This is a genomic window from Serratia oryzae (assembly GCF_001976145.1).
Taxonomy (GTDB): Bacteria; Pseudomonadota; Gammaproteobacteria; order Enterobacterales; family Enterobacteriaceae; genus Chania; species Chania oryzae.
Genome location: NZ_MOXD01000017.1, coordinates 12720 through 39100, shown reverse-complemented (window position 1 = coordinate 39100; position 26381 = coordinate 12720). Strand labels below are relative to the sequence as shown.

25 protein-coding genes are annotated in these 26381 nt (G+C 54.8%); 7 read left to right on the top strand and 18 right to left on the bottom strand.

Annotation, left to right across the window (positions count from 1 at the left end):
* Positions 1-25 precede the first annotated feature (25 nt).
* Together frsA and gpt are read right to left on the bottom strand one after the other, a co-directional pair.
* Entirely contained in the window at positions 26-1273 is a 1248-nt protein-coding gene (gene frsA, locus BMI79_RS21460) for an esterase FrsA (RefSeq protein WP_076944191.1), read from the bottom strand.
* Between the two features lie 238 nt (positions 1274-1511).
* Complete coding sequence (gene gpt / locus BMI79_RS21455; protein WP_076944190.1) at positions 1512-1970, bottom strand: xanthine phosphoribosyltransferase; 459 nt, start codon at positions 1968-1970, stop codon at positions 1512-1514.
* A gap of 337 nt (positions 1971-2307) precedes the next feature.
* On the opposite strand from gpt, the gene pepD reads away from it, so the two are divergent.
* Positions 2308-3768, top strand: coding sequence for a beta-Ala-His dipeptidase (gene pepD, locus BMI79_RS21450; RefSeq protein ID WP_076944189.1), 1461 nt, complete (start codon positions 2308-2310; stop codon positions 3766-3768).
* Positions 3769-3817: 49 nt separating this feature from the next.
* On the opposite strand, the gene dinB is transcribed toward pepD, so the two are convergent.
* The 9 genes from dinB to BMI79_RS21405 all read right to left on the bottom strand — a co-directional run bounded on the left by dinB (position 3818) and on the right by BMI79_RS21405 (position 12254).
* Positions 3818-4876 carry a DNA polymerase IV gene (gene dinB / locus BMI79_RS21445; protein WP_076944188.1) on the bottom strand — a complete coding sequence of 353 codons (1059 nt, stop codon included), beginning with the start codon at positions 4874-4876 and terminating at the stop codon, positions 3818-3820.
* 269 nt (positions 4877-5145) lie between these two features.
* Positions 5146-5373, bottom strand: coding sequence for a (Na+)-NQR maturation NqrM (gene nqrM, locus BMI79_RS21440; RefSeq protein ID WP_076944187.1), 228 nt, complete (start codon positions 5371-5373; stop codon positions 5146-5148).
* Between the two features lie 7 nt (positions 5374-5380).
* Positions 5381-6397, bottom strand: coding sequence for an FAD:protein FMN transferase (locus BMI79_RS21435; RefSeq protein ID WP_076944186.1), 1017 nt, complete (start codon positions 6395-6397; stop codon positions 5381-5383).
* Positions 6398-6411: 14 nt separating this feature from the next.
* Positions 6412-7635 carry an NADH:ubiquinone reductase (Na(+)-transporting) subunit F gene (nqrF, locus tag BMI79_RS21430; RefSeq protein ID WP_076944185.1) on the bottom strand — a complete coding sequence of 408 codons (1224 nt, stop codon included), beginning with the start codon at positions 7633-7635 and terminating at the stop codon, positions 6412-6414.
* Positions 7636-7650: 15 nt separating this feature from the next.
* Positions 7651-8247, bottom strand: coding sequence for an NADH:ubiquinone reductase (Na(+)-transporting) subunit E (nqrE, locus tag BMI79_RS21425; protein WP_076944184.1), 597 nt, complete (start codon positions 8245-8247; stop codon positions 7651-7653).
* A 6-nt stretch (positions 8248-8253) separates the two neighbouring features.
* Positions 8254-8883, bottom strand: a complete 630-nt coding sequence (locus BMI79_RS21420) for an NADH:ubiquinone reductase (Na(+)-transporting) subunit D (protein WP_076944183.1) — start codon at positions 8881-8883, stop codon at positions 8254-8256.
* Positions 8876-9670 carry a Na(+)-translocating NADH-quinone reductase subunit C gene (locus tag BMI79_RS21415; RefSeq protein WP_076944182.1) on the bottom strand — a complete coding sequence of 265 codons (795 nt, stop codon included), beginning with the start codon at positions 9668-9670 and terminating at the stop codon, positions 8876-8878. Before BMI79_RS21415 ends, BMI79_RS21420 begins: the two co-directional genes overlap by 8 nt.
* A complete protein-coding gene (locus tag BMI79_RS21410; RefSeq protein WP_076944181.1) occupies positions 9660-10901 on the bottom strand; it encodes an NADH:ubiquinone reductase (Na(+)-transporting) subunit B in 1242 nt (413 codons plus the stop codon). The genes BMI79_RS21415 and BMI79_RS21410 overlap by 11 nt, the downstream gene beginning before the upstream one ends.
* A gap of 3 nt (positions 10902-10904) precedes the next feature.
* On the bottom strand, positions 10905-12254 hold the full coding sequence (locus BMI79_RS21405) for a Na(+)-translocating NADH-quinone reductase subunit A (protein WP_076944180.1): 1350 nt from the start codon (positions 12252-12254) through the stop codon (positions 10905-10907).
* A gap of 558 nt (positions 12255-12812) precedes the next feature.
* Here BMI79_RS21405 and dpaA point away from each other — a divergent pair.
* Positions 12813-13571, top strand: a complete 759-nt coding sequence (dpaA, locus tag BMI79_RS21400; protein WP_076944179.1) for a peptidoglycan meso-diaminopimelic acid protein amidase — start codon at positions 12813-12815, stop codon at positions 13569-13571.
* Here the strand turns inward: dpaA and BMI79_RS21395 are convergent.
* Positions 13515-14309, bottom strand: coding sequence for a class II glutamine amidotransferase (locus BMI79_RS21395; RefSeq protein ID WP_076944178.1), 795 nt, complete (start codon positions 14307-14309; stop codon positions 13515-13517). The genes dpaA and BMI79_RS21395 overlap by 57 nt on opposite strands.
* Before the next feature lie 91 nt (positions 14310-14400).
* Positions 14401-14982 (bottom strand): D-sedoheptulose 7-phosphate isomerase, encoded by a 582-nt coding sequence (gene lpcA / locus BMI79_RS21390; protein ID WP_076944177.1) that lies wholly within the window; start codon positions 14980-14982, stop codon positions 14401-14403.
* A gap of 252 nt (positions 14983-15234) precedes the next feature.
* Here lpcA and fadE point away from each other — a divergent pair, with 252 nt between their 5' ends.
* Entirely contained in the window at positions 15235-17691 is a 2457-nt protein-coding gene (gene fadE, locus BMI79_RS21385; protein ID WP_076944176.1) for an acyl-CoA dehydrogenase FadE, read from the top strand.
* Positions 17692-17743: 52 nt separating this feature from the next.
* Here fadE and mtnK read toward each other — a convergent pair whose 3' ends face one another.
* Positions 17744-18943 (bottom strand): S-methyl-5-thioribose kinase, encoded by a 1200-nt coding sequence (gene mtnK, locus BMI79_RS21380; protein ID WP_076944175.1) that lies wholly within the window; start codon positions 18941-18943, stop codon positions 17744-17746.
* Positions 18944-19071: 128 nt separating this feature from the next.
* On the opposite strand from mtnK, the gene mtnA reads away from it, so the two are divergent.
* On the top strand, positions 19072-20100 hold the full coding sequence (mtnA, locus tag BMI79_RS21375) for an S-methyl-5-thioribose-1-phosphate isomerase (RefSeq protein ID WP_076944174.1): 1029 nt from the start codon (positions 19072-19074) through the stop codon (positions 20098-20100).
* On the opposite strand, the gene melR is transcribed toward mtnA, so the two are convergent.
* A complete protein-coding gene (gene melR / locus BMI79_RS21370; RefSeq protein ID WP_095996171.1) occupies positions 20097-21029 on the bottom strand; it encodes a transcriptional regulator MelR in 933 nt (310 codons plus the stop codon). The two genes, mtnA and melR, sit on opposite strands and share 4 nt — an antisense overlap.
* A 267-nt stretch (positions 21030-21296) precedes the next feature.
* Here melR and melA point away from each other — a divergent pair, with 267 nt between their 5' ends.
* The 3 genes from melA to BMI79_RS21355 all read left to right on the top strand — a co-directional run bounded on the left by melA (position 21297) and on the right by BMI79_RS21355 (position 24408).
* Positions 21297-22646, top strand: a complete 1350-nt coding sequence (gene melA / locus BMI79_RS21365) for an alpha-glucosidase/alpha-galactosidase (RefSeq protein WP_076944172.1) — start codon at positions 21297-21299, stop codon at positions 22644-22646.
* Between the two features lie 83 nt (positions 22647-22729).
* Complete coding sequence (gene melB / locus BMI79_RS21360; RefSeq protein ID WP_076944171.1) at positions 22730-24151, top strand: melibiose:sodium transporter MelB; 1422 nt, start codon at positions 22730-22732, stop codon at positions 24149-24151.
* Between the two features lie 2 nt (positions 24152-24153).
* On the top strand, positions 24154-24408 hold the full coding sequence (locus tag BMI79_RS21355; protein WP_076944170.1) for a SemiSWEET transporter: 255 nt from the start codon (positions 24154-24156) through the stop codon (positions 24406-24408).
* Between the two features lie 60 nt (positions 24409-24468).
* On the opposite strand, the gene BMI79_RS21350 is transcribed toward BMI79_RS21355, so the two are convergent.
* From BMI79_RS21350 to BMI79_RS21340, 3 genes are read right to left on the bottom strand one after another with little or no spacing between them, the layout of a single operon-like run.
* Positions 24469-25011 (bottom strand): 1,2-dihydroxy-3-keto-5-methylthiopentene dioxygenase, encoded by a 543-nt coding sequence (locus BMI79_RS21350; protein ID WP_076944169.1) that lies wholly within the window; start codon positions 25009-25011, stop codon positions 24469-24471.
* Positions 25008-25697, bottom strand: a complete 690-nt coding sequence (gene mtnC / locus BMI79_RS21345; RefSeq protein ID WP_076944168.1) for an acireductone synthase — start codon at positions 25695-25697, stop codon at positions 25008-25010. Before mtnC ends, BMI79_RS21350 begins: the two co-directional genes overlap by 4 nt.
* Positions 25694-26308 carry a methylthioribulose 1-phosphate dehydratase gene (locus BMI79_RS21340; RefSeq protein ID WP_076944167.1) on the bottom strand — a complete coding sequence of 205 codons (615 nt, stop codon included), beginning with the start codon at positions 26306-26308 and terminating at the stop codon, positions 25694-25696. Before BMI79_RS21340 ends, mtnC begins: the two co-directional genes overlap by 4 nt.
* Positions 26309-26381 lie beyond the last annotated feature (73 nt).

Genomic DNA, 26381 nt, shown 5'->3' with positions numbered 1-26381 from the left:
CAAACTGTTGAAAATTAGCAACTGGTTAACGCATTTTATCTTTCAACCAGTTACAAATCTGCAGTAATGACTTGTGGAAGTTTTCATATACCGGCGAGCGGGGGATGGCGATCAGCTTGCCATCCACCGAGGATGAGGCGATCAGTTGGGCTTCGGCTTTCGGGCTGAGCGGATCGCTATCCCAGTACGCGGCCAGCATCGGCGTTGGGCAACGGCGGCCAAGCAACCCCTGGGTTTTCAGCGAATAACGGTTCAGCTCGGTTTTCAGCACGCTGTCGGAAGCATTAGACATGCCCATACGGCTGGCCAAGACATCCATATACATATCGGGAACATGCTCTTGGCACTGGGCTTCACACAGCAGGCTATGCACCAAAGCCCCCACGCACGCCACGCCACGCAACCGGTGAGCCTCGAGATAGGCCAAGCGTACTGCCACATTGGCACCAAAACGAAAGCCGAAGGCAGCAACGCGTTGATGATCGATCCATGGCACCGAGGGCAATTGCTTCAACACCTGCTGGTGCAGGAAGCTGGAGTCCTGCGTCAGTTTCCATTTATAGGATGAGCCAATGGAAGGCATATCGATGGTCAGCATCGCAATGCCCAACGGTGCCAGATAATCGCGGAACAGGCGGTGGTAATCGGTCTGCAACGTATCCAGGCTGCCGCACATCAGCACCGTTGGGTACGGTGCCTGCCCGCTTTCCGGCATATGCAGGAAACCGGTGATCGCACTGCCGCCCTCAATGGCGAATTCCAATTCCTTGAGCTGATAGGGTAACAGCAAGGCGGCTTCTTCATACGCACGGTTGGACAGCACCTCCGCCTGCTCAGCCAGTTCATCCCCTTTTAGATGCGGATAACCGGCAATGCTGTAGAGATTGGCAGCATTTAGCCAATACTGCCCGCCCAACAGCGGGTCATCCTGTTCCAAGGCCCGCTGTTGCCATTTCATGCCCTGGCGTACCCATTCATAAATCCAGTTACCGTTGCGGTAACCGACCACGGTATCCAGCAGGTGCTCGTCGCTGTGTTCGGCGTTCGAATTGGCAATTCGCGCCAAGACTTCGCTGATTTCCAGCGGATCAATACCGCGCCAGGTCCACAGCAGGTGGTTAAGCATGCGATACCAGTTGTTGCCGGTATCCCCCTCCAACGCAGAGTGCATATCCGCTCCCACCACGTGATGAGCGCGCGATACCAGCGTCGAGGTTTCGGCATGTTTAAACGAAGGTTTGAACAGTACTTCAGAAAGGTTGGCTTGTGCCATGGTAACAACAGCCTCCGAGGATCTTGCTTCAAGGCTGATACCCAATGGCTTTTAAGCTGCAGCTTAAACCGCCACGGGGATAAAACAGCCGGAATGTCTGAAGACAGTGTACCTAACTCTGGCGACAGACACCAAAGCTCTACGGGCAGAATGCGGGGAATTTACAGAAGGTGACGAAATCAGGCTGCCTGGGCTTATAAATACCAACGCCCGGCAGAACCGGGCGTTTTGGCTTGACTCAGCGGCCGCCGATCGGTGGCACAAAGGCAACGCCCATGTCCCACGGCTGCTCGATCCAGGTATCCTGAGGGATATCAACCACGTAGTCGTCAACCAGCGGACGGCCAGCCGGTTTGGCAAAAATGGTGACGAAGTGGGCTTTCGGATACATTTCACGGATCGCTTTTGCAGTGCCGCCGGTATCCACCAGATCGTCAACCACGATAAAGCCTTCACCATCACCTTCGGCACGTTTCAGCACTTTCATTTCGCGCTGGCTGTCATGGTCATAGCTGGAAATGCACACGGTATCCACGTAGCGGATGCTCAGTTCACGCGCCAGCAAAGAGGCTGGAACCAGGCCACCGCGGCTGACGGCAATGATGCCTTTCCATTGATCGGCAGGCAGCAGGCGATGAGCCAGTTTGCGCGCCTGCATTTGCAACATGTCCCAAGTAACAACGTATTTTTCGCTCATAGAATGTGTGGTCCCGGCCAGCAGTTGATGTGGCTTATTGAGTAATCAGGGGAAAAAAGGTTGCGCGAGATTATAGAGACTGGCCGCGCTGAATACCAGTTGAACTGAGGAATTCATCCGTATTTTGTCTGGTTGCCTGCGGGAGGATTAGCGCTGATTAAATCATCTGCGGCCAGGTAAAGCGCCGTATGGCTCTGGCCAAACCGCCAATACGGTGCGCGCGCGCCCTGGAATAAAGTGATATTCTCAGAGCATCGTGCCACCAAGCACAGATATCAACTAACCCTAACCGCACAGCATTCCCCTTTGCAAGGCATGCTGTTACAGGAGACCTAGAGTGTCTGAATTGTCTCAACTTTCGCCACAGCCGCTGTGGGATATTTTTGCCAAGATTTGCTCGATTCCCCACCCTTCCTACCACGAAGAAGCGCTGGCGCAACACATTCTCGATTGGGCAAAAGAAAAGCACCTGCACGCCGAGCGCGATCAGGTGGGCAACATTCTGCTTCGCAAGCCAGCCACCAAAGGCATGGAAAACCGCAAGCCGGTGGCGCTACAGGCCCACCTCGATATGGTGCCACAAAAAAATAACGACACCGTCCACGACTTCGCCAAAGATCCGATCCAAGCCTACGTTGATGGCGAATGGGTGAAAGCCCGCGGCACCACGCTGGGTGCGGATAACGGCATTGGCATGGCCTCTGCGCTGGCGGTGCTGGCCGACGATCGCGTTGAACACGGCCCACTGGAAGTGCTGCTGACTATGACCGAAGAAGCCGGTATGGATGGCGCTTTTGGCTTACAGCCCAACTGGCTGCAGGCCGATATCCTGATCAACACCGACTCCGAAACGGAAGGCGAAATCTACATGGGTTGCGCTGGCGGTATTGATTTTATCACCACGCTGCCACTGCAACGTGAAGCACTGCCAGCCGGCTACCAAACCCTGAAGCTGACCATCAAAGGCTTGAAGGGCGGCCACTCAGGCGCAGAAATCCATCAGGGCTTAGGCAATGCCAACAAACTGCTGGCGCGTTTCCTGTTTGCCCATGCGCAAGAACTGGATCTGCGCCTGCTGGATCTGAACGGCGGCACGCTGCGTAATGCGATCCCACGTGAAGCCTCGGCGGTGGTTGCCGTGCCAGCAGCGAAAGCCGATGCGCTGAAAGCGTTGACCCAGCACTACCTGGCTATCCTGAAAAACGAGCTGGTCGCAAAAGAGAAAAACATCACCATTCTGCTGGATCCTGTCACCAGCCCATCGCAGGCTATGACTGCCAACTGCCAAGCGCGTTTTATCGCCCTGCTGAACGGCACGCCTAACGGTGTGATCCGCATGAGTGATGAGGTAAAAGGCGTGGTAGAAACCTCGCTGAACGTTGGCGTAGTGACCACCAGCGAAAAAGAAGCGGAGATCATTTGCCTGATCCGTTCGCTGATCGACAGCGGGAAAGATTATGTGGTGGGGATGCTGAACGCGCTGGGGCAATTGGCTAACGCACAGACTGAAGCCAAGGGAGCTTACCCAGGCTGGCAACCCGATGCTAATTCACCGGTAATGCAGTTAGTGCGTGAAACTTACCAGAAACTGTTCAACAGCACGCCGAACATTATGGTGATCCACGCTGGGCTGGAGTGCGGTTTGTTCAAAAAACCTTATCCACATATGGATATGGTCTCGATTGGGCCAACCATCACCGGGCCGCATTCGCCGGATGAACAGGTGCATATTGCCAGCGTCGGGCAATACTGGCAGTTGCTGACCGCACTGCTGAAAGCGATTCCTGAGCGCAAATAAGCGCCGTGCTGCAAGGGTGCAATCTTGTGCCCTTGCGGTTCCCCGGTGATTACCACGTCAGCACCAGTTGCCGCTCAAGCTGCGGATCCAGCAAGGTGACATGCAGCCCAACCAAGCGCACCCCGCGCCCATCGCGCCGCTCTTGCCACACTTTATGGGCTACGTTGATCAAATCCTCTTTATTCAGTACCGGCCAGATATGCTCTTGGGTGGTCTGCTGAAAATCCTGAAACTTCAGCTTCACCCCTTGCCGGGCGATGTGCAGATCCGGTTTCACCTTGCGCAGCCGCATCTCCAGCTCGGGATAGAGTTTATCGATAATCAGCGTCTCACACTCTTCCCAGCGGTGAATATCTTGCGCCAGCGTGCGCTCAACGCCCACCGACTTACGCAGGCGATCGGGGGACACCTCGCGTTCATCAATACCCTGGCTGCGCTCCCACAACACCCGGCCAAATTTGCCGAAGCTTTTCAGCAAGGCTGCCAAATCGTATTTTTGCACATCGGCACAGGTGAACAACCCCAGATCTTCCAGGCGCTTGGCGGTGACTTTACCCACGCCAGGAATTTTACCGAGCGGCAGTTGCTGCAAAAACCCCGGCACCTGCGCGGGCGTAATCACGTATTGCCCGTTGGGCTTATTCAATTCCGAGGCAATCTTGGCGAGAAATTTGATTGGTGCGACACCGGCCGAGGCGGTGAGATGCAACTCATCGGAGATCGCCTGGCGGATCTCTTGGGCGATCAGCGTTGCCGAACCGCTGCACTGCGTGCTGTCGCTCACATCCAGGTAGGCTTCATCCAACGAAAGCGGTTCAATCAGTGAAGTGTAGCGGGCAAAAATAGCGCGGATATGCTGCGAGGCTTCTTTATAGGCCGCCATCCGCCCCGGTAACAGCTTCAGGTGCGGGCAAAGCTTGAGCGCCATGGCGGTAGACATGGCGCTATGCACCCCATAACGGCGTGCCGGGTAATTGGCGGTGCTGATCACACCACGGCGATCGGCACTGGCCCCAATCGCCAATGGAATATCGCGCAGGCTCGGGTCGTCGCGCATTTCCACCGCCGCGAAGAAGCAATCCATATCAACATGAATGATTTTACGCATTTCGCCTCCCATAACACTGTTTAAATATACAGTAAAATAGAAAGAACTCAAATGTGGAAATGAACAGAAGGGACAAAAAAAGGGTCCTGTGTACAGAACCCCGAGGTTGATGACAAAGTCGCTTTTGAACCCGAGATACTCGGGCCTAGCGCACCGAGGGGCGCTCCGGCGGCTTACGCCGCTACGACCCCTTCGGCACGCTCTCCCTAATAACGGGGTTTGTCAGCAGTCTGAGGGTTCTGTGTGCCGAACCCCTTGATATTCAGCGGTTATAAGATGCGACGTTTTTCCAGTTGTTCACGCCGCAACGCCTCTTTTGCCAGGCGCTTTTTACGTGCATCGCAAGGCTCAGGGCAATCGCAGACTTTTTCCATCCCCAATGCGCTGATACCACCGCAACTGCCTTGCAGAGTTTTACGCCGCAGCAGATAACCAAGCGACATTCCGATAACCACCAGCAGAAACAGCACAAAGGATGCAACGAATACCGTCAGCATAACCGCCTCACTCACTTTTCTTCAGATAGGGTTTGAACGCCTCTGAGTAACGTTCTTCAAAACCATTGGCGGTTTTCACGATCATAAATACCGGAATCCCCAGCAGGTTTGCCAGCGCCATGCCACGCTCCGGCCCCATGACGTTCAAACCGGTGGAAAGACCGTCGGCGGTCATACACTGTGGGCTGATCACGGTAATCGACACCAGGTTATGATTGATCGGCTTACCGGTAGAGGGATCGATGGTATGAGAATAGCGCACTCCGTCGTATTCGAAGTAGTTACGATAATCACCGGAGGTGGCAATAGACATTTCACCCGGCTCAATCACCCGATAAGCCTGTTGTTCCCCACCCGCTATCGGGCGCTCAATGGCAATACGCCACGGCTTCTTCTCACCGTTATGGCCGCGAGTTCGCACTTCGCCACCGATATCGACCATATAGTTTTTGACGTCCTGTGATTGCAGATATTCGGCTATCACATCCACACCATAGCCTTTGGCGATAGAAGAAAGATCGACATACAGTTCCGGAATGCTTTTCACCAACGCATGGCCTTCAACCGACAGCTTATCGCTCCCGGTCCAACTACGGCGCAGCTCCAGTTCGGCAACGGTCGGCACTTTATTCGGGCGGCCCTCAGGGCCAAAGCCCCACAGATTCACCAGTGGCCCCACGGTAACATCGAGCGCACCGTCGGTAACCCGGTTGATACGCAGCGCCTCCAGCACCACTTCCGTCGTAGCAGCAGAAACCGGGAAAGGTTTATTCACTTCGCGGCTGGCGTTGAAACGGCTCAGCTCAGAATCTGGCCGATAGGTCGACATCTGATCGTTAACCTGCTCCAGGCGTTTATCGATCTCGGCACGCAACGTTTCTACTGCCGGCGTATTTTCCCCAGGGACAAAACGGATCGAGTAATAGGTTCCCATCGTTTTGCCATCAAGATTTTCCTGCTTTGGCTCACATCCCGCCAACAGCAAAGTGGCGCCAAGCGCCACTATTGTCATCCAAAACTTCATTCACAGCCGCCTGTTCAACCACCAAAGTCATCGAGCATGATGTTATCGTCTTCAACGCCGAGATCCTTCAGCATCTTGATCACCGCCGCGTTCATCATCGGTGGCCCACACATGTAAAACTCACAGTCTTCCGGTGCCGGGTGGTTCTTCAGATAATTTTCCAGCAGGACATTATGAATAAAGCCGGTATAGCCAGTCCAATTATCTTCCGGCTGCGGATCGGAAAGCGCCACATGCCAGGTAAAGTTTTCATTTTCTTCCTGCAGATGATTGAAATCATCTTCATAGAACATCTCACGTAGAGAACGAGCACCGTACCAGAAGGTGATTTTGCGCTTGGATTTAAGGCGCTTTAACTGATCGAAAATGTGTGAACGCATTGGTGCCATACCGGCCCCACCGCCGATAAACACCATTTCGGCCTGAGTATCTTTGGCAAAAAACTCACCGAACGGCCCGGAAATCGTCACCTTGTCACCCGCTTTCAGCGACCAGATATAGGAAGACATGATCCCCGGCGGCGCTTCAGGGTTATTCGGTGGCGGCGTGGCGATACGCACGTTGAGCATGATGATGCCCTTTTCATCCGGGTAGTTGGCCATTGAATAGGCACGCACCGTTGTCTCGTTCACCACGGAGCGGAAGCGGAACAGGTTGAACTTGTCCCAATCACCACGATACTCCTGCGGAACGTCAAAATCCGCATAGCTCACTTCGTGCGCCGGAGCTTCGATCTGAATAAAGCCCCCGGCACGGAACGGCACATCTTCGCCATCCGGGATCTTCAGCACCAGTTCTTTGATAAAGGTCGCTTTATTATCGTTAGAGATAACTTCACATTCCCATTTCTTCACGCCAAAGATCTCTTCCGGCAGCTCGATCTTAAGGTTCTGCTTCACATTCACCTGGCACGCCAGGCGGCAACCCTCTTTCGCCTCACGCTTGCTGATATGGGAAAGCTCAGTGGGCAGAATATCGCCGCCGCCCTCTTTGATCACCACCCGACACTGGCCGCAAGAGCCGCCGCCGCCACAGGCCGAGGAGACAAAGATCCCCTGGCTGGAGAGCATATTGAGCAGTTTATCCCCCGCCGGTGCGGTAAAGCTTTTATCCCGATCGCCATTGACCTCAACGGCGATATCACCGGTATTCACCAGCTTGGATTTGGCAAACAGGATCATTAACGCCAGCAGCATCACGATGCCGGTAAACATGACCACGCCTAAAATAATTTCCATAAATGCTTCCTGCCTTTACAACTGGATGCCGGAAAATGACATAAAACCCAATGCCATCAACCCGGTGGTAATAAAGGTAATGCCCAAACCGCGTAACCCGGCTGGCACATTGGCATACTTCAGTTTTTCGCGGATCCCCGCCAAAGCCACAATGGCCAGCATCCAACCGATACCTGAACTAAAGCCATACACCACGGATTCAGCAAAGTTATAATCGCGCTGTACCATAAACGACACGCCACCAAAGATGGCGCAGTTCACCGTGATCAGCGGCAGGAAGATGCCGAGCGCGTTGTACAATGCCGGGAAGAAGCGATCGAGGATCATCTCCAGAATCTGCACCAATGCGGCGATCACGCCGATAAAGGTGATAAAGTTGAGGAAACTCAGGTCAACCCCTTCGATCAAGGCGTTATCACGCAGCAGCAGGTTATAGACCAGGTTGTTCACCGGCACGGAAATGCCGAGCACCAGGGTGACTGCGATACCCAGGCCAAAAGAGGTCGCCACCTTCTTTGATACCGCCAGGAAGGTACACATGCCGAGGAAGAATGCCAACGCCATGTTCTCGACAAACACCGCGCGAACAAACAGGTTAAGGTAATGTTCCATCAGCGGTTACTCCTCTTCTCTTTGGGCTGGTTTCAGGGTACGTAACCCCCAAATCATCAGGCCGATGATAAAGAACGCGCTGGGTGCCAGCAGGAACAGGCCGTTTGGCTGATACCAGCCCCCGTTCTGCACCGTCACTAACACCGGTATATCGAACAGATTGCCCGAACCAACCAGCTCACGCAGGAACCCGACCAGGATCAGGATCACGCCGTACCCCAAGCCATTGCCTATGCCATCCATAAAGCTTTCGATCGGTGGTGACTTCATCGCGTAGGCCTCCGCACGGCCCATCACGATACAGTTGGTGATAATCAGGCCCACAAACACCGACAGTTGTTTCGAAATTTCAAATGCATAGGCACGCAACAGTTGGTCAACCACGATCACCAGTGATGCAATAATGGTCATCTGTACGATAATGCGCACGCTGTTGGGAATATGATGGCGAATCAGCGAAATAAAGAAGCTGGAAAACGCAGTGACCAACGTCACCGCAATGGTCATCACCACCGCCGTTTCCAGCTTAGTGGTCACAGCCAACGCCGAACACACCCCGAGGATCTGCAAGGCAATCGGGTTATTATCAAACAGCGGCCCGAGTAGAACCCGCTTAATCTCTTTGGAATCAGCCATTTTTCAGCGCTCCTTCACGGACTCTTTGCAGGAATGGGCCAAAACCGTGCTCGCCCAACCAGAAATTAAAGATATTCTGCACACCATTGGAGGTGAGCGTCGCACCGGACAAACCATCCACCGCATGAATATCCCCTGAACGTGCGCCGCCTTTCACAATGCTGATCGCCGGGTTGCCGTTTTCATCAAACAGCTGCCTACCGACCCACTGCGCACGCCAGTTAGGGTTTTGGATTTCGCCCCCCAGCCCTGGGGTTTCACCATGCTGGTAGAAACTGAGGCCGCGGACAGTATTGCCGTCGGCATCGATTGCCACAAAGGCATACATCATCGACCACAGCCCAGTACCGTACACCGGCAGAATGATTTTACCGATCGCCCCTGCATCATCACGCACCAGATAGATTTCTGCCTGATTGCTACGGCGGCGAATCCCAGCCAGATCTTTACTGGCCGGTAAGGCGATGCTGTCGGCATTGCTGCGCAACGCGGCAGCCAGATCAAAATCGCTGTGCTTACCCGGCACAAACTCACCGCTGTTCAGATCCAGCAGGCGTGTTTCAACGCGTTTGTCAAAGGTTGCCCTGACCTGCTCACTGGACATGCCACGTGCAAACAGCCCAGCGACGTCAAGGATGTTACGCTGTTTGTCCAGCAACCGTTGTTCCTGCTGTCGGGGTTTCAAACCGACGGCAGAACCCGCCACGACCACAGAACACACCAGGCATAGCATCAGCACTACCAGCAGCGTTTTGCCGATGCTGTCATTTTTAGATTCATTCGCCACGGGCTTTTCTCCGCTTGATGTTGGCCTGCACCACCAGATAATCGAACAGTGGTGCGAACAGGTTGGCGAACAGGATCGCCAGCATCATGCCTTCCGGATAGGCTGGGTTGACCACACGGATCAGTACACACATCACGCCAATCAAAATGCCGTACCACCATTTCCCCTTGTTGGTAAACGAGGCTGAAACCGGGTCGGTAGCCATAAAGATCATGCCGAAGGCAAACCCCCCGAGCACCAAATGCCAGTACCATGGCATAGCGAACAGTGGATTGGTGGCAGAACCAATGGCGTTAAACAGATAAGCGGTGGCTATCATACCGATCATCACCCCAGCGACAATGCGCCAGGAGGCGACGCGGCCAAACAGAATGATCGCACCGCCAATCAGGATCATCAATGTGGACACTTCACCGATCGAGCCAGGGATGTTGCCGATAAAAGCATCCATCCAGGTAATGGGCTGCCCAGTGGCAACGTTGTTCAAGCTGTGCATACCGCCAGAACCCCACTGCGACAACGGCGTAGCGCCAGAGAAACCGTCGGCGGAAGTCCAGACCAGATCGCCAGAAATCTGCGCAGGATAAGCGAAGAACAAGAAAGCGCGCCCCGCCAGCGCCGGGTTAAGGAAGTTACGCCCAGTGCCGCCAAAGATCTCTTTGGCAATCACCACACCAAAGGTGATCCCTAACGCCACCTGCCACAAAGGTATCGTTGGCGGTAAGATCAGCGCGAACAGAATCGAGGTTACGAAGAAACCTTCGTTGATCTCGTGTTTGCGCACCATGGCAAACAGCACTTCCCAGAAACCTCCGACCAGGAAGGCAACGGCGTAGATCGGCACAAAATAGGTCGCACCGAGCACCATTTTGCTGATCCAGCCCGCATCGGCGTTTAACGATGCCCCCAGCCACTGCGCCAGGCGGTAATGCCAGTCACCCGCCAGCACCTGTTGCAGTTGTTCACCACTATAAAGATGGTGCAATGCAGGAATCGCCTGCTGGCCGACGTTGTACATCCCCCAGAACATCGCCGGGAATACCGCCAGCCACACCAGGATCATCATGCGTTTCAGATCGATAGCATCACGCACGTGCGAAGCGCCATGCGTCACCGTACCTGGGGTGTAGAACACCGTAGCGGTCGCTTCAAACAGTGGATACCACTTTTCCAGCTTGCCGCCCGGCGTGAAGTGGTGCTCAATCTTGTCAAAAAAGTTCTTCAGGCCCATGAGTTATCCTTCCTGCTCAATCTTGGTCAGCACGTCACGCAGCACCGGGCCGTATTCATACTTGCCGGGGCACACGAAGGTGCATAACGCCAGATCTTCTTCATCCAGCTCCAGACAGCCCAACGCCTGAGCGCTGTCGGTATCGCCAGACAACAGATCGCGCAATAAGTGGGTAGGCAGAATGTCCAGCGGCATCACGCGCTCATAATTGCCGATCGGCACCATCGCACGCTCACCGCCGTTGGTGGTGGTCGAAAAAGCGAACAGCTTATTCTTCAGGAAATGCCCCAGCGTGGTGCGAGTGATGGAGAATTTATCAGGCGCAGGTGTGATCCAACCAAACAGCTCTTTCTCGCGCCCTTCCAGCAGCACGGAAACCTGGTTGTGGAAACGACCAAGCCAGGCACTCGGCCCGCTGGCCCGGGTGCCACTCAGCACCGAACCCGAAATCACACGGTTTTCCCCAACCTTCAGGCGGCCAGCGGTCAACTCATCCAGGCTGGCCCCTAAACGGGTACGCAACAGAGTCGGTTGCTCCACCTGTGGCCCGGCTAGCGCCACGATACGGCGGGTGTCGAGTTTACCGGTGGTAAACAGCGTGCCGATGGCGATGACGTCCTGATAGCCGATATGCCAGACGGTTTTTTTCAGGCTAACCGGCTCCAGAAAGTGAATGTGGGTGCCCACCAACCCAGCAGGATGCGGGCCAGCGAACTCGCTATAGCTGATCTGCGCCCCACTCTGCTCCACCATACGCGAGCCCGCAGCGTGGCAAACATGCACCTTCCCCTCTGTGAGGCGAGTCAGCACCGTCAACCCGGCATTAAATGCCGCCTGCTGTTCGGCAATGATCACCTGCGGATCGGCCGCCAGCGGCTGGGTATCCATGGCGCTGACAAAAATTGCGCGCGGTACAGAGCCTGGACGCGGTGCCTTGCTGAACGGACGGGTACGCAACGCGGCCCAAAGGCCACTGGCCAACAGGTCGCTTTCAACCTGTTCCCGCTCCAGCGCAGGCAGATCGGCCAACTGGTAATAAGCGAACTCAACCTGCTCATCACCATCGTTTTCGATCTCAATCACCACCGCTTGCAGTACACGGCGTTCACCACGATGGATAGCGGCAACACGCCCGCTGGCCGGTGCAGTGAAGAAAACGCCAGGATTCTTTTTGTCTTCGAACAGCGCCTGGCCTTTTTTAACGCGATCGCCTTCCTCCACCAGCATGGAAGGACGCATACCGACATAGTCTTGGCCAAACAGTGCTACACGCGTGATAACGGGGCCGTCCTGAATCACCTGAGACGGTATCCCGGATATCGGCAGATCTAACCCTTTTCTGATTCTGATCATAGGATGTACACGATGTTTAAAAATGTCCACACGTCTTACCGGCCCGCAGGCTGGCACGGACGATGCCAGGATGATGAGATTGCCATAACAACCTCAGGATAGGCACAACAGGATCGTACCCAACATGAAACTTTCACACAGAACCGTTTTCTCTATCTCAAAATTACGGCCCAAACAGCAATACGGCGTGTTAAATAAATGTTATTAACACGAAGATGGAATGGATTCTATTTTGTTCAAAATCACCCCATCTATTCACCACTAGATCATAGTAAAATAAGGGGTGAATATTAACATTTTTGGTAACATTTTTCCGTGCTATCTAGTGACCTGAGTCAAGCAAACACAATTAAATAGCCGCTATTTTTAAGCATTCATCGTTAAAATCTGCCAGTCAATTCACTTTTAACGAGGTTTGTGGTTTTTTTATACACTTCGTGTATTGCTACAAAAAAACCACACTGGTAATCTGGTGTGGCATTTAATGCAATCACATCAGTCAGTGGCATGTTGGCAACGTTTTCACCAAGCCAACAGTTAATATAAGCAGGAATAATAATGAGCAGAATCGCGCTGTTTTTTGCGATGCTATTTTGTATGCCGATGATCACGGCCTGCAGCGCCAGCGAGCAGGCCCCCGAAGCACCGGTAGTTAAACAGCAATTATTGGGTTCACCCGTCTATATCCAGATATTCAAAGAAGAACGCAAGCTGGAACTTTATGCCAAAATGGGCAATGAATTCCGTTTGGTGAATACCTTTCCTATCTGCAATTTCTCTGGGGGTTTAGGCCCCAAACGCCGTGAAGGTGACTTTAAGAGCCCAGAGGGTTTTTATAGCGTCGATGTTCGCAATCTAAAACCCAACAGCAAATATTATCGGGCAATCAACATCGGCTTCCCGAATGATTATGATAAGGCACAGGGATATTCCGGGGCCTATCTGATGATCCACGGTGAATGCAAATCTGTCGGTTGCTATGCGATGACCAACACCTACATGGATGAGATTTATCGCTATGTGGAGGCGGCATTTGCCTATGGTCAGGCCCAGGTGAATATCAGCATTTATCCGTTCCGCATGACCGAACAGAACCTGCAACGCCACCGTAACTCCAGCAATATAAACTTCTGGCGCCAGTTAAAACCAGGCTATGAGTACTTCGTGAAAAACCGCCAGCCGCCGATGATCAACGTGAGTAATGGCCAATATGTGCTGGCCCATCCGGTCAACAGCAGTGGTCAGCCAGCGCAGTATGCTTCAACGGTGGATGTTAATCCGCTCTCTCAAAGCAAGCCGTTCACCGTAGTAAAATAAAGCAAACTCACCTGGCGCAATTTTGTGCCAGGTTTCATTGCCCGTCAGCGGCTGAGTGGCAATTACCGTCACCACGTCGTCAGGCGTGGTCTGTTGCTGAAAATCAATCTCTACATCCTGATCGAGCAAGGTGGCTTTGCCAAAGGGGGCACGCCGTGTGATCCAGTAAAGATTGGTAGAACAGTAGGCCATCACAAAACGCCCATCCGACAGCAGCATATTGAATACTCCCTTCTGCCGCAGTTGATCGGCAAGTTGGGCAATATAGCGGAACACCGCTGGCCAATTGCTGGGCGTCCGTGGGTATTTCAGCGCCAACTGATTCAGCAACCAGCAAAAAGCATATTCACTGTCGGTCTGCCCCACCGGGCGGAAATTGCCGGTAGGTAGTTTTCGATAGCCCTTGAGCTGGCCATTGTGCGCGTAGGTCCAGTTGCGGCCCCACAGTTCACGCGTGAACGGATGCGTGTTTTCCAGCGCCACTTCACCACGGTTAGCCTGGCGAATATGGGAAACCACCGCGCAGGATTTGATCGGGTACTCCTGCACCAAGCGGGCGATCGGTGAATTGAAACTCGGTTGTGGATCTTTAAAGGTGCGGCAGCCATTACCTTCATAGAAAGTAATGCCCCAACCATCTTTATGTGGCCCGGTGCGGCCACCGCGCTGAACCAAACCACTGAAGCTAAAGCAAATATCGGTTGGCACATTTGCGCTCATCCCGAGCAATTCACACATCGAAAGCCACTCCTTAACCACACTGATTCATTACGCGATGGGCGCGACCTGCTGCGCCCTGCTGCCATTCACCATCGGCGGTCTGGCGTCATCAATCCTTGACCATCTCTTTTTCAATCAGTTGAATCAGGATATGGATCGCTTTGATATGGATCTCCTGAATACGGTCGGCATAGCCAAAGTGCGGAACGCGGATTTCCACGTCGGCAGAACCAGCCATTTTACCGCCGTCTTTACCGGTCAGGGTGATCACTTTCATCCCTTTGGCGCGAGCGGCTTCGATAGCCTTGATCACGTTGCCGGAGTTACCGGAGGTGGAAATCCCCAACAGCACATCACCTGCACGACCAACCGCTTCCACATAGCGAGAGAAGACATAATCGTAGCCAAAATCGTTGCCGACGCAGGACAAGTGGCTGACGTCAGAAATCGCAATAGCGGGGTAACCAGGACGGTTTTCACGATAACGCCCTGTCAGCTCTTCTGCGAAGTGCATCGCGTCACAGTGAGACCCCCCGTTGCCGCAGGAAATGACTTTCCCTCCCGCTTTAAAGGCGTCGGCCAGTAAGACCGCCGCACGCTGGATAGCGTCAATATTGGCATCATCGCTGAGGAATTTCGCCAGAGTATCAGCCGCTTCGTTAAGTTCACTGCGAATTAAATCGTGGTACATGGAGGTCGCCTCTTTTTTGCTTTCGCATCGTCAATCTTTCGCTGTGCAGTGTAACGGATCGCAGAAACACCGAGAAGTACTGTGAATGAAACAACGCATGTGTTGAGCTATAGCTGAGGTTTTTGGCGCAAGGGTGCCGCCAGTTTGTGACTTAAGTTGTAATTGAAGTGTAAATGCATTGATAAATTTCTGGGTATGGACTACAACAAATAGAGATAACAGGTCGGACCTCTTACTACTTCGGAGCTTCTTATGATGGTTCTTAGCATCGTTGTTTTACTCGCACTCATTGGTGTGGTGTTTTATCACCGAGTGAATCTAGCGTTCAGCAGCCTGCTGCTGCTGGCCTATACGGTGGCCATGGGCGCTATCGGCCTGTGGAGCTATGGGATGCTGCTGCCGCTGGCGATCGTTCTGCTGCCGCTGAACGTCACCTCGCTGCGCCGTTCGTTGCTTTCCGCCCCCGCTCTGCGCGCCTTCCGTAAGGTGATGCCACCAATGTCCACCACGGAAAAAGAAGCCATTGAGGCAGGAACCACCTGGTGGGAAGGTGACCTGTTCCGTGGCCAGCCAGACTGGAACAAACTGCACAACTATCCGCAACCCAAGTTGACGGCAGAAGAGCAGGCATTTCTCGATGGCCCGGTTGAAGAAGCCTGCCGCATGGCAAACGACTTCCAGATCACCCATGAACTGGCCGACCTGCCGCCAGAACTGTGGGCCTATCTGAAAGAACATCGCTTCTTCGCCATGATCATCAAGAAAGAGTACGGTGGCCTGGAGTTTTCTCCGTATGCGCAAGCCCTGGTGCTGCAGAAGCTGGCCGGCGTCTCCGGTATTCTGGCGATCACCGTTGGCGTGCCTAACTCCCTCGGCCCAGGAGAGTTGCTGCAACATTACGGCACCGAAGAGCAGAAAAATCACTATCTGCCAGGCCTGGCGCGCGGCGACGAAATCCCTTGTTTCGCACTGACCAGCCCGGAAGCGGGCTCCGACGCCGGAGCGATTCCGGACACCGGTATCGTCTGTATGGGCGAATGGCAAGGCAAACAGGTGCTGGGTATGCGACTGACCTGGAACAAACGCTACATTACCCTGGCCCCCATCGCCACCGTACTGGGCTTGGCATTCAAACTGCATGACCCGGATCACCTGCTGAGCGATAACGCCTCTCCAGGCATTACCTGCGCGTTGATCCCAACCAACACCCCAGGGGTAGAAATCGGCAACCGCCATTTCCCACTGAACGTGCCGTTCCAGAATGGCCCAACCTGCGGTAACGACGTGTTCGTCCCGATCGACTACATCATCGGCGGGCCAAAAATGGCCGGTCAGGGCTGGCGTATGCTGGTTGAATGTCTGTCCGTCGGGCGCGGTATCACACTGCCTTCCAATTCCACCGGCAGCCTGAAATCCATTGCGCTGGCAACCGGGGCTTATGCCCACATCCGCCGCCAGTTCAAAATCTCTATCGGCAAGATGGAAGGGATCGAAGAACCACTGGCACGCATTGCGGGTAACACCTATGTGATGGATGCTGCCGCTTCGCTGATCACCTATGCGCTGATGCAGGGCGAGAAACCGGCGGTATTGTCTGCCATCGTCAAATACCATTGTACCCACCGTGGTCAGCAGGCCATCATTGATGCAATGGATATCACCGGCGGTAAAGGCATCATGCTCGGGGAATCTAACTTCCTGGCGCGCGCTTACCAAGGGGCACCTATCGCCATCACCGTGGAAGGGGCCAACATTCTGACCCGAACCATGATGATCTTCGGTCAAGGGGCCATTCGCTGCCATCCTTATGTGCTGACTGAAATGGCGGCGGCGCAGGATAACGATCTGCAGGCGTTCGATAAAGCCCTGTTTGGCCATCTGGGCCACGTCGGCAGCAGTAAAATGCGCAGCCTGTGGCTGGGGTTGACCAATGGCCGCACCAGCAGTAGCCCGACCAAAGACTCAACGCGCCGTTACTATCAGCAGTTGAACCGTCTGAGCGCCAACCTGGCCCTGCTGTCTGACGTTTCCATGGGCGTGCTGGGCGGTAGCCTGAAACGCCGCGAGCGCATCTCTGCGCGCCTGGGGGACGTACTCAGCCAGATGTACTTGGCCTCGGCAACGTTGAAACGTTTTGAAGATGAAGGCCGTCAGAAAGAAGATCTGCCGCTGGTACATTGGGGCGTGCAGGACAGCCTGAATCAGGCGGAACAAGCGCTGGATGATTTACTGCGTAACTTCCCGAACCGCTTTATCGCCGGTGCCCTGCGTGTGGTGGTTTTCCCATTCGGCCGCGTCCACTCAGCGCCTTCGGATCGCCTCGATCATCAACTGGCGAAGATCATCCAACAACCTTCCGCAACCCGCAGCCGCTTGGGGCGTGGGCAGTACCTGACGCCGAGTGAACATAACCCGGTTGGGTTGATGGAAAGCGCGCTGGCCGATGTGATTGCCGCAGAGCCGATTCATGAACGTCTCTGCAAGCAAATGGGTAAAAGCCTGCCGTTCACCCGGTTGGATCGCCTGGCACAACGCGCGTTAGAAGAAGGTAAAATTAATGCGGATGAAGCGAAAATCTTGGTGAAAGCCGAAGAAAGCCGCCTGCGCTCCATCAACGTTGATGACTTTGCCCCTGAACTGCTGGCAGCACAGAAAGCGGGAAAGCCGGTAACGAAGGAGAAGCGCCAACAGCAGGCTGAAGTGGCATAATCTTCAGCCATAATCAACCACCAGGGGCGATGCGAATCGCCCCTTTTTCTTTTTAACCGTTTTGGCGGATACGTGCCAATAATGCGTCGATATGTTCGATTTGCGCCGCATTGACGATCAAAGTACGCCCCAGGCTGAGCGCATTGCGATGGCATTCGGCACGCATTTCAGGTTCGCTGATGCTGTCCAGATCGGCGACGTGCGCCAGCCCGATCGTGCGACGAATCAGTTCGGTACCCGCATATCCCACCGCATCCTGCCACACCTGATCCAGGAACTGCTCAGCATAGCCCGGCACCGCCAAGGCAGCATCACGGGTATGCTGATGGCACAAGGTCAGGAAACGATCGGCGAAGATCAGCCACAGTTCACGAACGTCCTGCAAGCGCTGTTCACGCCCGGCAGCGGCATCCCGTGGGCTAAGCAGCCCCGGTAAACCGCAATAATTCAGCAGCAGATTGCCCAGCGCGGTCCCCAGATCAAACCCTATAGGCCCATAGAAACCAAACTCTGCGTCGATGGCTTTAAGCCTGCCTTCCGCCACAAAAACCGAACCGCTGTGAATATCGCCATGCAGCAACGCTTCTGCCTTGCTCAGAAAGCGATGCTTGAGGCCAGCTACCGCCAGCCTCAAGGCTGCATCATTACGCAGCTCCTGCACCTGCGGCAGCAGTGCCTCATCAAACTGATTACGTTCGTGATCGATATAGGGATCGGTGAAAAACAGATCTTCGGTGATCTGGCACAGCTCCGGGTTGGCAAAACGGCTGACTTCTGCCTTCTTCTCTTGTGCATTCTGGTAAAAGTCAGAGGTATGAAACAGGGTTTGCGCCAGGTATTCCGCCAGTTGCCCAGCCGCCAGCGGATAATAGCGCCCCTTCACCAGTTCGCTGCGCCAGATATGGTGATCAGAGAGATCTTCCTGCACCATCACCGCCAACTCAGGATCGTGATGCAGCACCTGCACCGTGTGGCGCGGGCACAAAGCGCCATGAACCAGCAAGGTTTGTGCTTCAATGCGCGCCCGATCCAGCGTCAACGGCCAGGATTCCCCCACGCAGCGCACATAGGGCAGTGCCTGCTTGACGATCGCTCGGCTCACGCCCTGCGGATCGCGGATCTTAAACACCAGGTTCAGATTGCCGTCGCCAATCTCCTCGGCGCTCACCAGGCTCTGTGGATCGGCAACCTGCCCGTATTGGCGGGCATAGGCAACAGCATCGGCAGCAGTAAACGTACGATAAAGCGACATCCCCAACTCCTCTCACGATGATTTTACTTTTTAGACGTAAAAACATTTAGCCATCTATACATCTGAAAGTCATGTTGGCAGAATAGTGCGACAGATGCAATAAACGCACAACAAGGATTTAACCATCAATGCAAGCGCTTAACACCACCAGTTTACAGCTGAAGGAAAACCGACTTTGGATCCTCGATCAGCAGGCATTGCCGCAGGAAAAGCGCTGGTTGCCCTGCGACAGCGTGGATGAGTTGGTGGAACATATCCGCTCCTTACGGGTGCGCGGTGCACCGCTGATTGGCCTGTCGGCCAGCCTGCTGTTGGCCCTGCTGGCCGAACGTGGTTTATCCCCCTCGGAGCTGGAACAGGCGTTACAGACTCTGCGCGCCTCGCGGCCCACGGCAGTTAACCTGATGAACAACCTGGATCGCATGAAGCAGGCGCTGGCACAGCCCGATTGGGCCACGGCGATGGCCGCAGAAGCGCTGCGTTTGGTAGAAGAAGATCGGGCGCTGTGCGATCGCATTGCCGATCACGGTGCTGAACGGGTACAACCGGGCAGCCGCCTGTTAACCCACTGTAATACCGGCGGGCTGGCAACCGCTGGCATCGGCACCGCCATCGGTGTGCTGTTGCGTGCCCACCAACAGGGCAAGATCGCGCAGGTTTGGGTGGATGAAACCCGCCCGTTGCTGCAAGGCGGCCGCCTCACCGCCTGGGAGTTAGGCGAGCTTGGTATCCCTTACCAGCTGATTTGCGACTCAATGGCCGCCAGCCTGATGGCCGCAGGCCAAGTCGATGCCGTCTGGGTCGGGGCTGACCGCATCGCCGCCAATGGCGATGTCGCCAATAAGATCGGCACCTACAGCCTGGCGGTGCTGGCCCATTTTCACCGCATTCCGTTTTATGTGGCCGCACCGCACACCACTCACGATCCGCATTGCCCGAACGGTGCGGCGATCCCCATTGAACAGCGTGCTGCCGCAGAAGTCACCGGCGTAGCGGGCAGTTTTGGCGCCTGCCAATGGGCACCGGCGGATGCCGCGGTGTATAACCCGGCGTTCGACGTCACGCCTGCGGCGCTGATCAGCGGCTGGGTGTTGGACTGCGGAGTGATCACCCCGCAGCAGGTGGCCGCAGGGGTTTTTCAGCAGGCATTACGTTAAACAAAAAAGCTTTGTCTGCGGAGCTGGCTGAGTTTTCTGTATTTCTGTGGTGACATGCCCACATACTTGTGGAAAGTGCTGTAAAACCGGCTGCTTGAGCGAAACCCCGCCGTCAGAGCGATATCCAGAATGGTTTTATCGGTATCGCTCAGCAGCGCCCTGACATGGTTGATGCGCATCGCCGTGATGTACTGCTTCATGGTCAGCTGCATCACGCGCTGGAAAATCCCCATCGCATAGTTGGGGTTGAGCTTGACGTGCTCGGCTACGCTGTCAATGGTCAGCGCCTGATCGTAGTTGTCAGCAATAAATCCCAGCATCTGGCTGACGTAAAACTGCGCATGCCGGGAAACACCGTTCTTGTGGGTGCGCGCGGCTTTATTCACCAGGATCGGCTGCCAGCCGGAGAGGCTAAAACGCTTGAGCATCAGGCCGATCTCGTCGATCGCCAATTGCCGGATTTGCTCATCTCTACTGGTGAGCTCTGCCTGCCAGCGCTGCACTTCAAACGCGCTGATTTGATGGGCTGTAAGCGATTTCACGACCATACCGTGCGTCACGTGATTGATCAGTTCCCGATCCAACGGCCATGAAAGAAACAGATGCATCGGCAAATTCAGGATCGCCATACTCTGGCAGTCGCCAGGGCGAGTCAGCTGATGCGGAACACAGGCCCAGAACAGCGTGATATGCCCCTGTTTGATCCGCACCACCTCATCGTTGATCAGATATTCCACATCACTGTCAAAAGGCACGTTCACTTCGACCTGGCCGTGCCAGTGGCTGGACGGCATCGCGAGCGGGGCGCGCAGTTCAATGTCCATGCGCTGATAATCGGAATAGAGCGACAGAGGGCTGCGCGCCGCAGGGTCGGTACTGCTGCACATATCGGGATCGGGCGCTAAAGCGCGCACCACGGCATTTTCCATAGCGATCATCTTCCTGTTCCTGAATAATCAGAATAGTGGCACGGCTGAGGAAAACAGGGTGCGATCGAGACCACACCTTGCCCTAAACCTTGCTTCAACTCCCCCATATTCTCTGCTTTCTCCCTCTTTTTATCCCATAAACTCAGATTCGGCAGGCTGGTACGCAGAATCTGAGTTTATGGGAATGCTCACCCGGGAATATGGAAGCGTTACCACTGCGCGTCGTGCCACCATGGCGTTATCCCAACACGCCACTGGAGAACACTTATGGCAGTCCCAAAAATCACTTTTATCGGCGCTGGCTCGACCATTTTTGTTAAAAACATCCTTGGCGACGTGTTTCATCGCCAGGCCTTTAAATCAGCCCATATCGCGCTGATGGACATTAATGAAACCCGCCTGGAAGAGTCGCACATTGTGGTGCGCAAACTGATGGATTCTGCCGGTGCTAGCGGGCGCATTACTTGCCATACTCAGCAGAAAGCCGCCCTCAACGGGGCCGATTTTGTGGTTGTCGCCTTTCAGATTGGCGGTTATGAGCCCTGCACCGTCACTGACTTTGAGGTGTGTAAACGCCACGGCCTGGAACAAACCATCGCCGATACGCTGGGCCCCGGCGGCATTATGCGTGCGCTGCGCACCATTCCGCACCTGTGGCAAATTTGCGCAGACATGACGGAAGTCTGCCCGAATGCCACCATGCTCAACTACGTCAACCCGATGGCGATGAATACCTGGGCAATGTATGCCCGCTATCCGCAGATCAAGCAGGTCGGGCTCTGCCACTCCGTGCAGGGTACCGCGGAAGAACTGGCGCGCGATCTGAATATCGACGCCAGCGAATTACGCTACCGCAGCGCCGGGATCAACCATATGGCTTTCTACCTTGAGCTGGAGAGGAAGGGGGTTGATGGCCAGTACCACAGTATTTATCCAGATCTGCTGGAGGCCTATGCCAGCGGCCAGGCCCCGAAAGCGAACATCCATGGTAACCCGCGCTGCCAGAACATTGTGCGCTATGAGATGTTCAAAAAGCTGGGCTACTTTGTGACGGAGTCCTCCGAGCATTTTGCTGAATATACACCATGGTTTATCAAGCCGGGCCGTGATGACCTGATCGAACGCTATAAAGTACCGTTAGATGAATATCCGAAACGCTGCGTGGAACAACTGGCCAACTGGCAACGGGAACTTGAAGAGTACCAAACGGCGGATCGCATCGAGATTAAGCAGTCCAACGAATACGCCAGCGCCATCATGAACGCACTGTGGACCGGTGAGCCCGACGTCATCTATGGCAACGTGCGTAACGATGGCCTGATCGATAACCTACCACAGGGGTGCTGCGTGGAAGTGGCCTGCCTGGTCGATGCCAACGGCATCCGTCCCACCAAAGTGGGCAAGCTGCCTGCGCATTTAGCCGCGCTGATGCAAACCAACATCAACGTGCAAACGCTGCTGACCGAAGCCATTCTGAGCGAAAACAAAGAGTACGTTTATTATGCGGCCATGATGGATCCGCATACCGCCGCCGTACTGGGCATTGAGGAGATCTATGCGCTGGTTGACGATCTGATCGCCGCGCACGGCGACTGGCTGCCAGCCTGGCTGCACTGATACCGCCTTGCGATCGTCGGGCGCCAAGCGCCTGACTTCCCCTAAACAGCAGGAGGGCGCTGGCAACGGTGACCCTGTACCCTATGAGTGTTTCAATAACCACAAAGTTAAGCTACGGTTTTGGCGCTTTCGGTAAAGACTTCGCCATCGGCATTGTTTACATGTACCTGATGTATTACTACACCGACGTTGTGGGGTTATCGGTGGGTATCGTCGGGACGTTATTCCTGGTGGCGCGCATCTGGGATGCGCTCAACGATCCGATCATGGGCTGGATCGTCAACAACACCCGCACCCGCTGGGGGAAATTCAAACCCTGGATCCTGATTGGCACCCTGACGAACTCCATCGTGCTGTTCCTGCTGTTCAGCGCCCATCACTTTGAAGGCACGTCACAACTGCTCTTTGTCATCGTCACCTATATTCTCTGGGGCATGACCTATACCCTAATGGACATTCCTTTCTGGTCGCTGGTGCCGACCATTACGCTGGACAAGCGCGAACGCGAGGAACTGGTGCCCTACCCACGCTTCTTCGCCAGCCTGGCGGGCTTTGTCACCGCCGGGGTGACGCTGCCGTTTGTCAACTACGTGGGCGGTGGCGATCGCGGGTTCGGCTTTCAGATGTTCACTCTGGTGCTGATCGCGTTCTTTGTCGTATCAACGTTTATCACCCTGCGTAACGTCAAAGAGGTGTATTCATCGGATAACACCGCGGAGGGTAGCAACCGTATCAATCTGAGAACCATGATCGGGCTGATCTACAAGAACGATCAGCTTTCCTGCCTGCTCGGCATGGCGCTGGCCTACAACATCGCCTCCAACGTCATTACCGGTTTTGCCATTTACTACTTCACTTACGTGATTGGCGATGCGGCGCTCTTCCCTTATTACATGTCTTACGCCGGTGCAGCTAACCTGATCACCTTGATCCTGTTTCCACGCCTGGTGAAGTCGCTTTCACGCCGCGTGCTGTGGGCCGGGGCATCAATCATGCCGATTCTTGGCGGCGGTGTGTTACTTGGCATTGCCACGGCGGGCTATCACAACCTGTTGCTGATCTCGCTGGCGGGGGTGTTACTCAACGTCGGTACCGCGCTGTTCTGGGTGTTGCAGGTGATCATGGTGGCCGACACCGTCGATTACGGCGAGTACAAGCTTAACGTGCGCTGCGAAAGCATTGCCTACTCGGTACAAACGCTGGTGGTGAAAGCGGGTTCGGCCCTGTCAGCGTTTTTTATCAGCATTGTGCTTGGCGTTGTCGGCTATGTGCCCAACGTCCACCAATCCCCTGAAACGGTTACCGGGATGCAGTTCATCATGATCGCACTGCCTGCCCTGTTCTTCTGCGTCACGCTGTTTATTTATTTCAGGCTTTATAAGCTGAACGGCGATTTCCAGCACCAGATCCAGACGCACCTGCAGGATAAATATCGCCAAGCACCGGATGGGCCTACGCGCGAAACAGGCCACATCCTGTTGCCCGAGGCGGAGGCAAAAGGATAACTATGGAGTGGATTTCGCTTATCGGCTACCTGGCAGCCTGCCTGACAACGCTCTCTTTTCTGCCGCAGGCCATCAAGGTGATCGCCACGCGCAACACGCAAGGCATCTCGCTGCTGATGTACGCAATGTTTATTGTGGGTTTACTGCTATGGCTGATTTATGGCGTGCTGATCGGCAATATGGCCGTCAGCCTGGCTAACCTGCTGACGTTGCTGTTTGCCCTGCCGATTCTGGTGATTAAATACCAGAACCGTTAAGCCACCGACGTTCTCTCCTGTTCACCGAGCAGGAGAGAAGGTTCTGCTTTGCAGCGAGCATCAGGCCAAACGCGGAAACGCCTCGGCAATCTTGTCGCCGGTAAACTGTGCTATCCAGCCCTGTGGGTTATCAAATAGACGGATCGCGGTAAAGTGTGGTGCCGAGCCCATATCAAACCAATGACGGGTGTTGGCAGGCACGGAAAGCAGATCGTTTTTCTCGCACAGGATCTGGAAAACCTTGCCTTCCAGATGCAGGCAGAACAGCCCTTGGCCTTCCACAAAAAAACGCACCTCATCTTCGCCGTGGGTATGTTCAGCCAGAAACTTGCCGCGCAACTCCTGCCGCTGTGGGTTATCCGGGCGCATGCTGATCACATCCCAGCTCTGATAATTTTTTTCTGCCACCAGCCGGTCGATCTCATGCTGGTAAGCGGCAATCACCGTATCCGGCTGCGGATTATCCCCCAGCTCGCGATCTGCCTGCCAGCGCTCGAAACGCACGCCAACCTGCGCCAGTTGCTGCTGAATAGCCTGCACGTCGTTGCTCTGCCACAGCGCCCGTTGTGGTTCTGCGTCACTGAAAATGGTTAATCCACTCATGAAACAAACTCCCTCAGTTCAATCTGTTCGAAATGGTTAACTTGCGGATGCAGGCTCAGTGGATCGGCGGCATCGCGGATCAACTGACAAGTGTGCCAGCCTGCCGCCCTTGCGGCATCAAGCTCCTGATGAATATCGGAAAGGAACAGTATTTCCGCCGGTGCCAGTGCGATATGACGCGCAATATTCTGATAAGACGCGATCTCACGTTTAGCCCCAACGCGGGTATCAAAATAACCGCTGAACAGCGGCCGTAAGTCACCCACCTCGCTGTAACCAAACAGCAACCGTTGCGCCTCCACCGAACCGGAGGAATAGACATACAGCCTCACCCCCTGCTGTTGCCAGGCTGCCAACCGCCCGGCGACCTCCGGGTAAAGATGGCCGCGAAAATCCCCGTTGTGATAGCCGCTGCGCCAGATGATCCCCTGCAGGGTTTTTAGCGCGGTGGATTTGCGGTCTTCATCCATAAAACGGTAAAGCGCCGCAATAAGCTGCTCATGATCCGCCTGCGGCTGAGCAAGCTCTTCGCACAGCGCTGCCAGCGCCGCGGCCACTTCCGCTTCGGCGGCACGATGACGGATGAACTCGGCCAACCGCTCGCGGGCATAGGGGAATAACACCTGATGCACAAAACGGATATCGCTGGTGGTGCCTTCAATATCGGTCACAATTGCACGGATCATTGCGCCTCCAGTAAGCGGCGTTGCAGTTCGCATTGGAACAGGAATTCCAATCCCTCAAGATGGCGGCGCGCTTCTGCCACCTGTGTACCCCAACAATACAGCCCATGCCCGCGCACCAGGAAAGCGTAGGGTAACGGCGTAGTTTCTGCATAGGCCGCAACGCGGCCCGCTAACGCCGAAATGTTCTGATCGTTGTCAAATATCGGGATTGTGACACTGCTCAGATGGCTTTGCTGGCCACTGAGGGATTTCTGCATTTCATAGCCTTGCAGCACCAGCGCCGCGCCCTTCTCCACGCGCGACAGCACGGTAGCATTAACCGAATGGGTATGCAGGACGGCTGTCACCTGCGGATATAAGCGATAGATCAGGGTATGCAGGCCGGTTTCGGCCGAAGGGATGCGGCCACTCGCCGCCTGGTTGCTGGCAATCTCCACCAGCAAAAAGTCCTGCTCGCTCAGGCTGCCTTTGTCTTTGCCGGACTCCGTAATCCAACACTGTTCACCATCGAGGCGCAGCGACATATTGCCACCGGTCGCCGGGCACCAACCCTTGTCACCAATCCAGTGGCAAGCAGCCAATAACGCATGAAGTTGCGGGTTTTCCGTCATTCACTTAGTTTCCTGCAAGGTAGCGAAAGGAATATGGCCATCTAAACGTCTTGATTGCTAAAGGTTAACACCG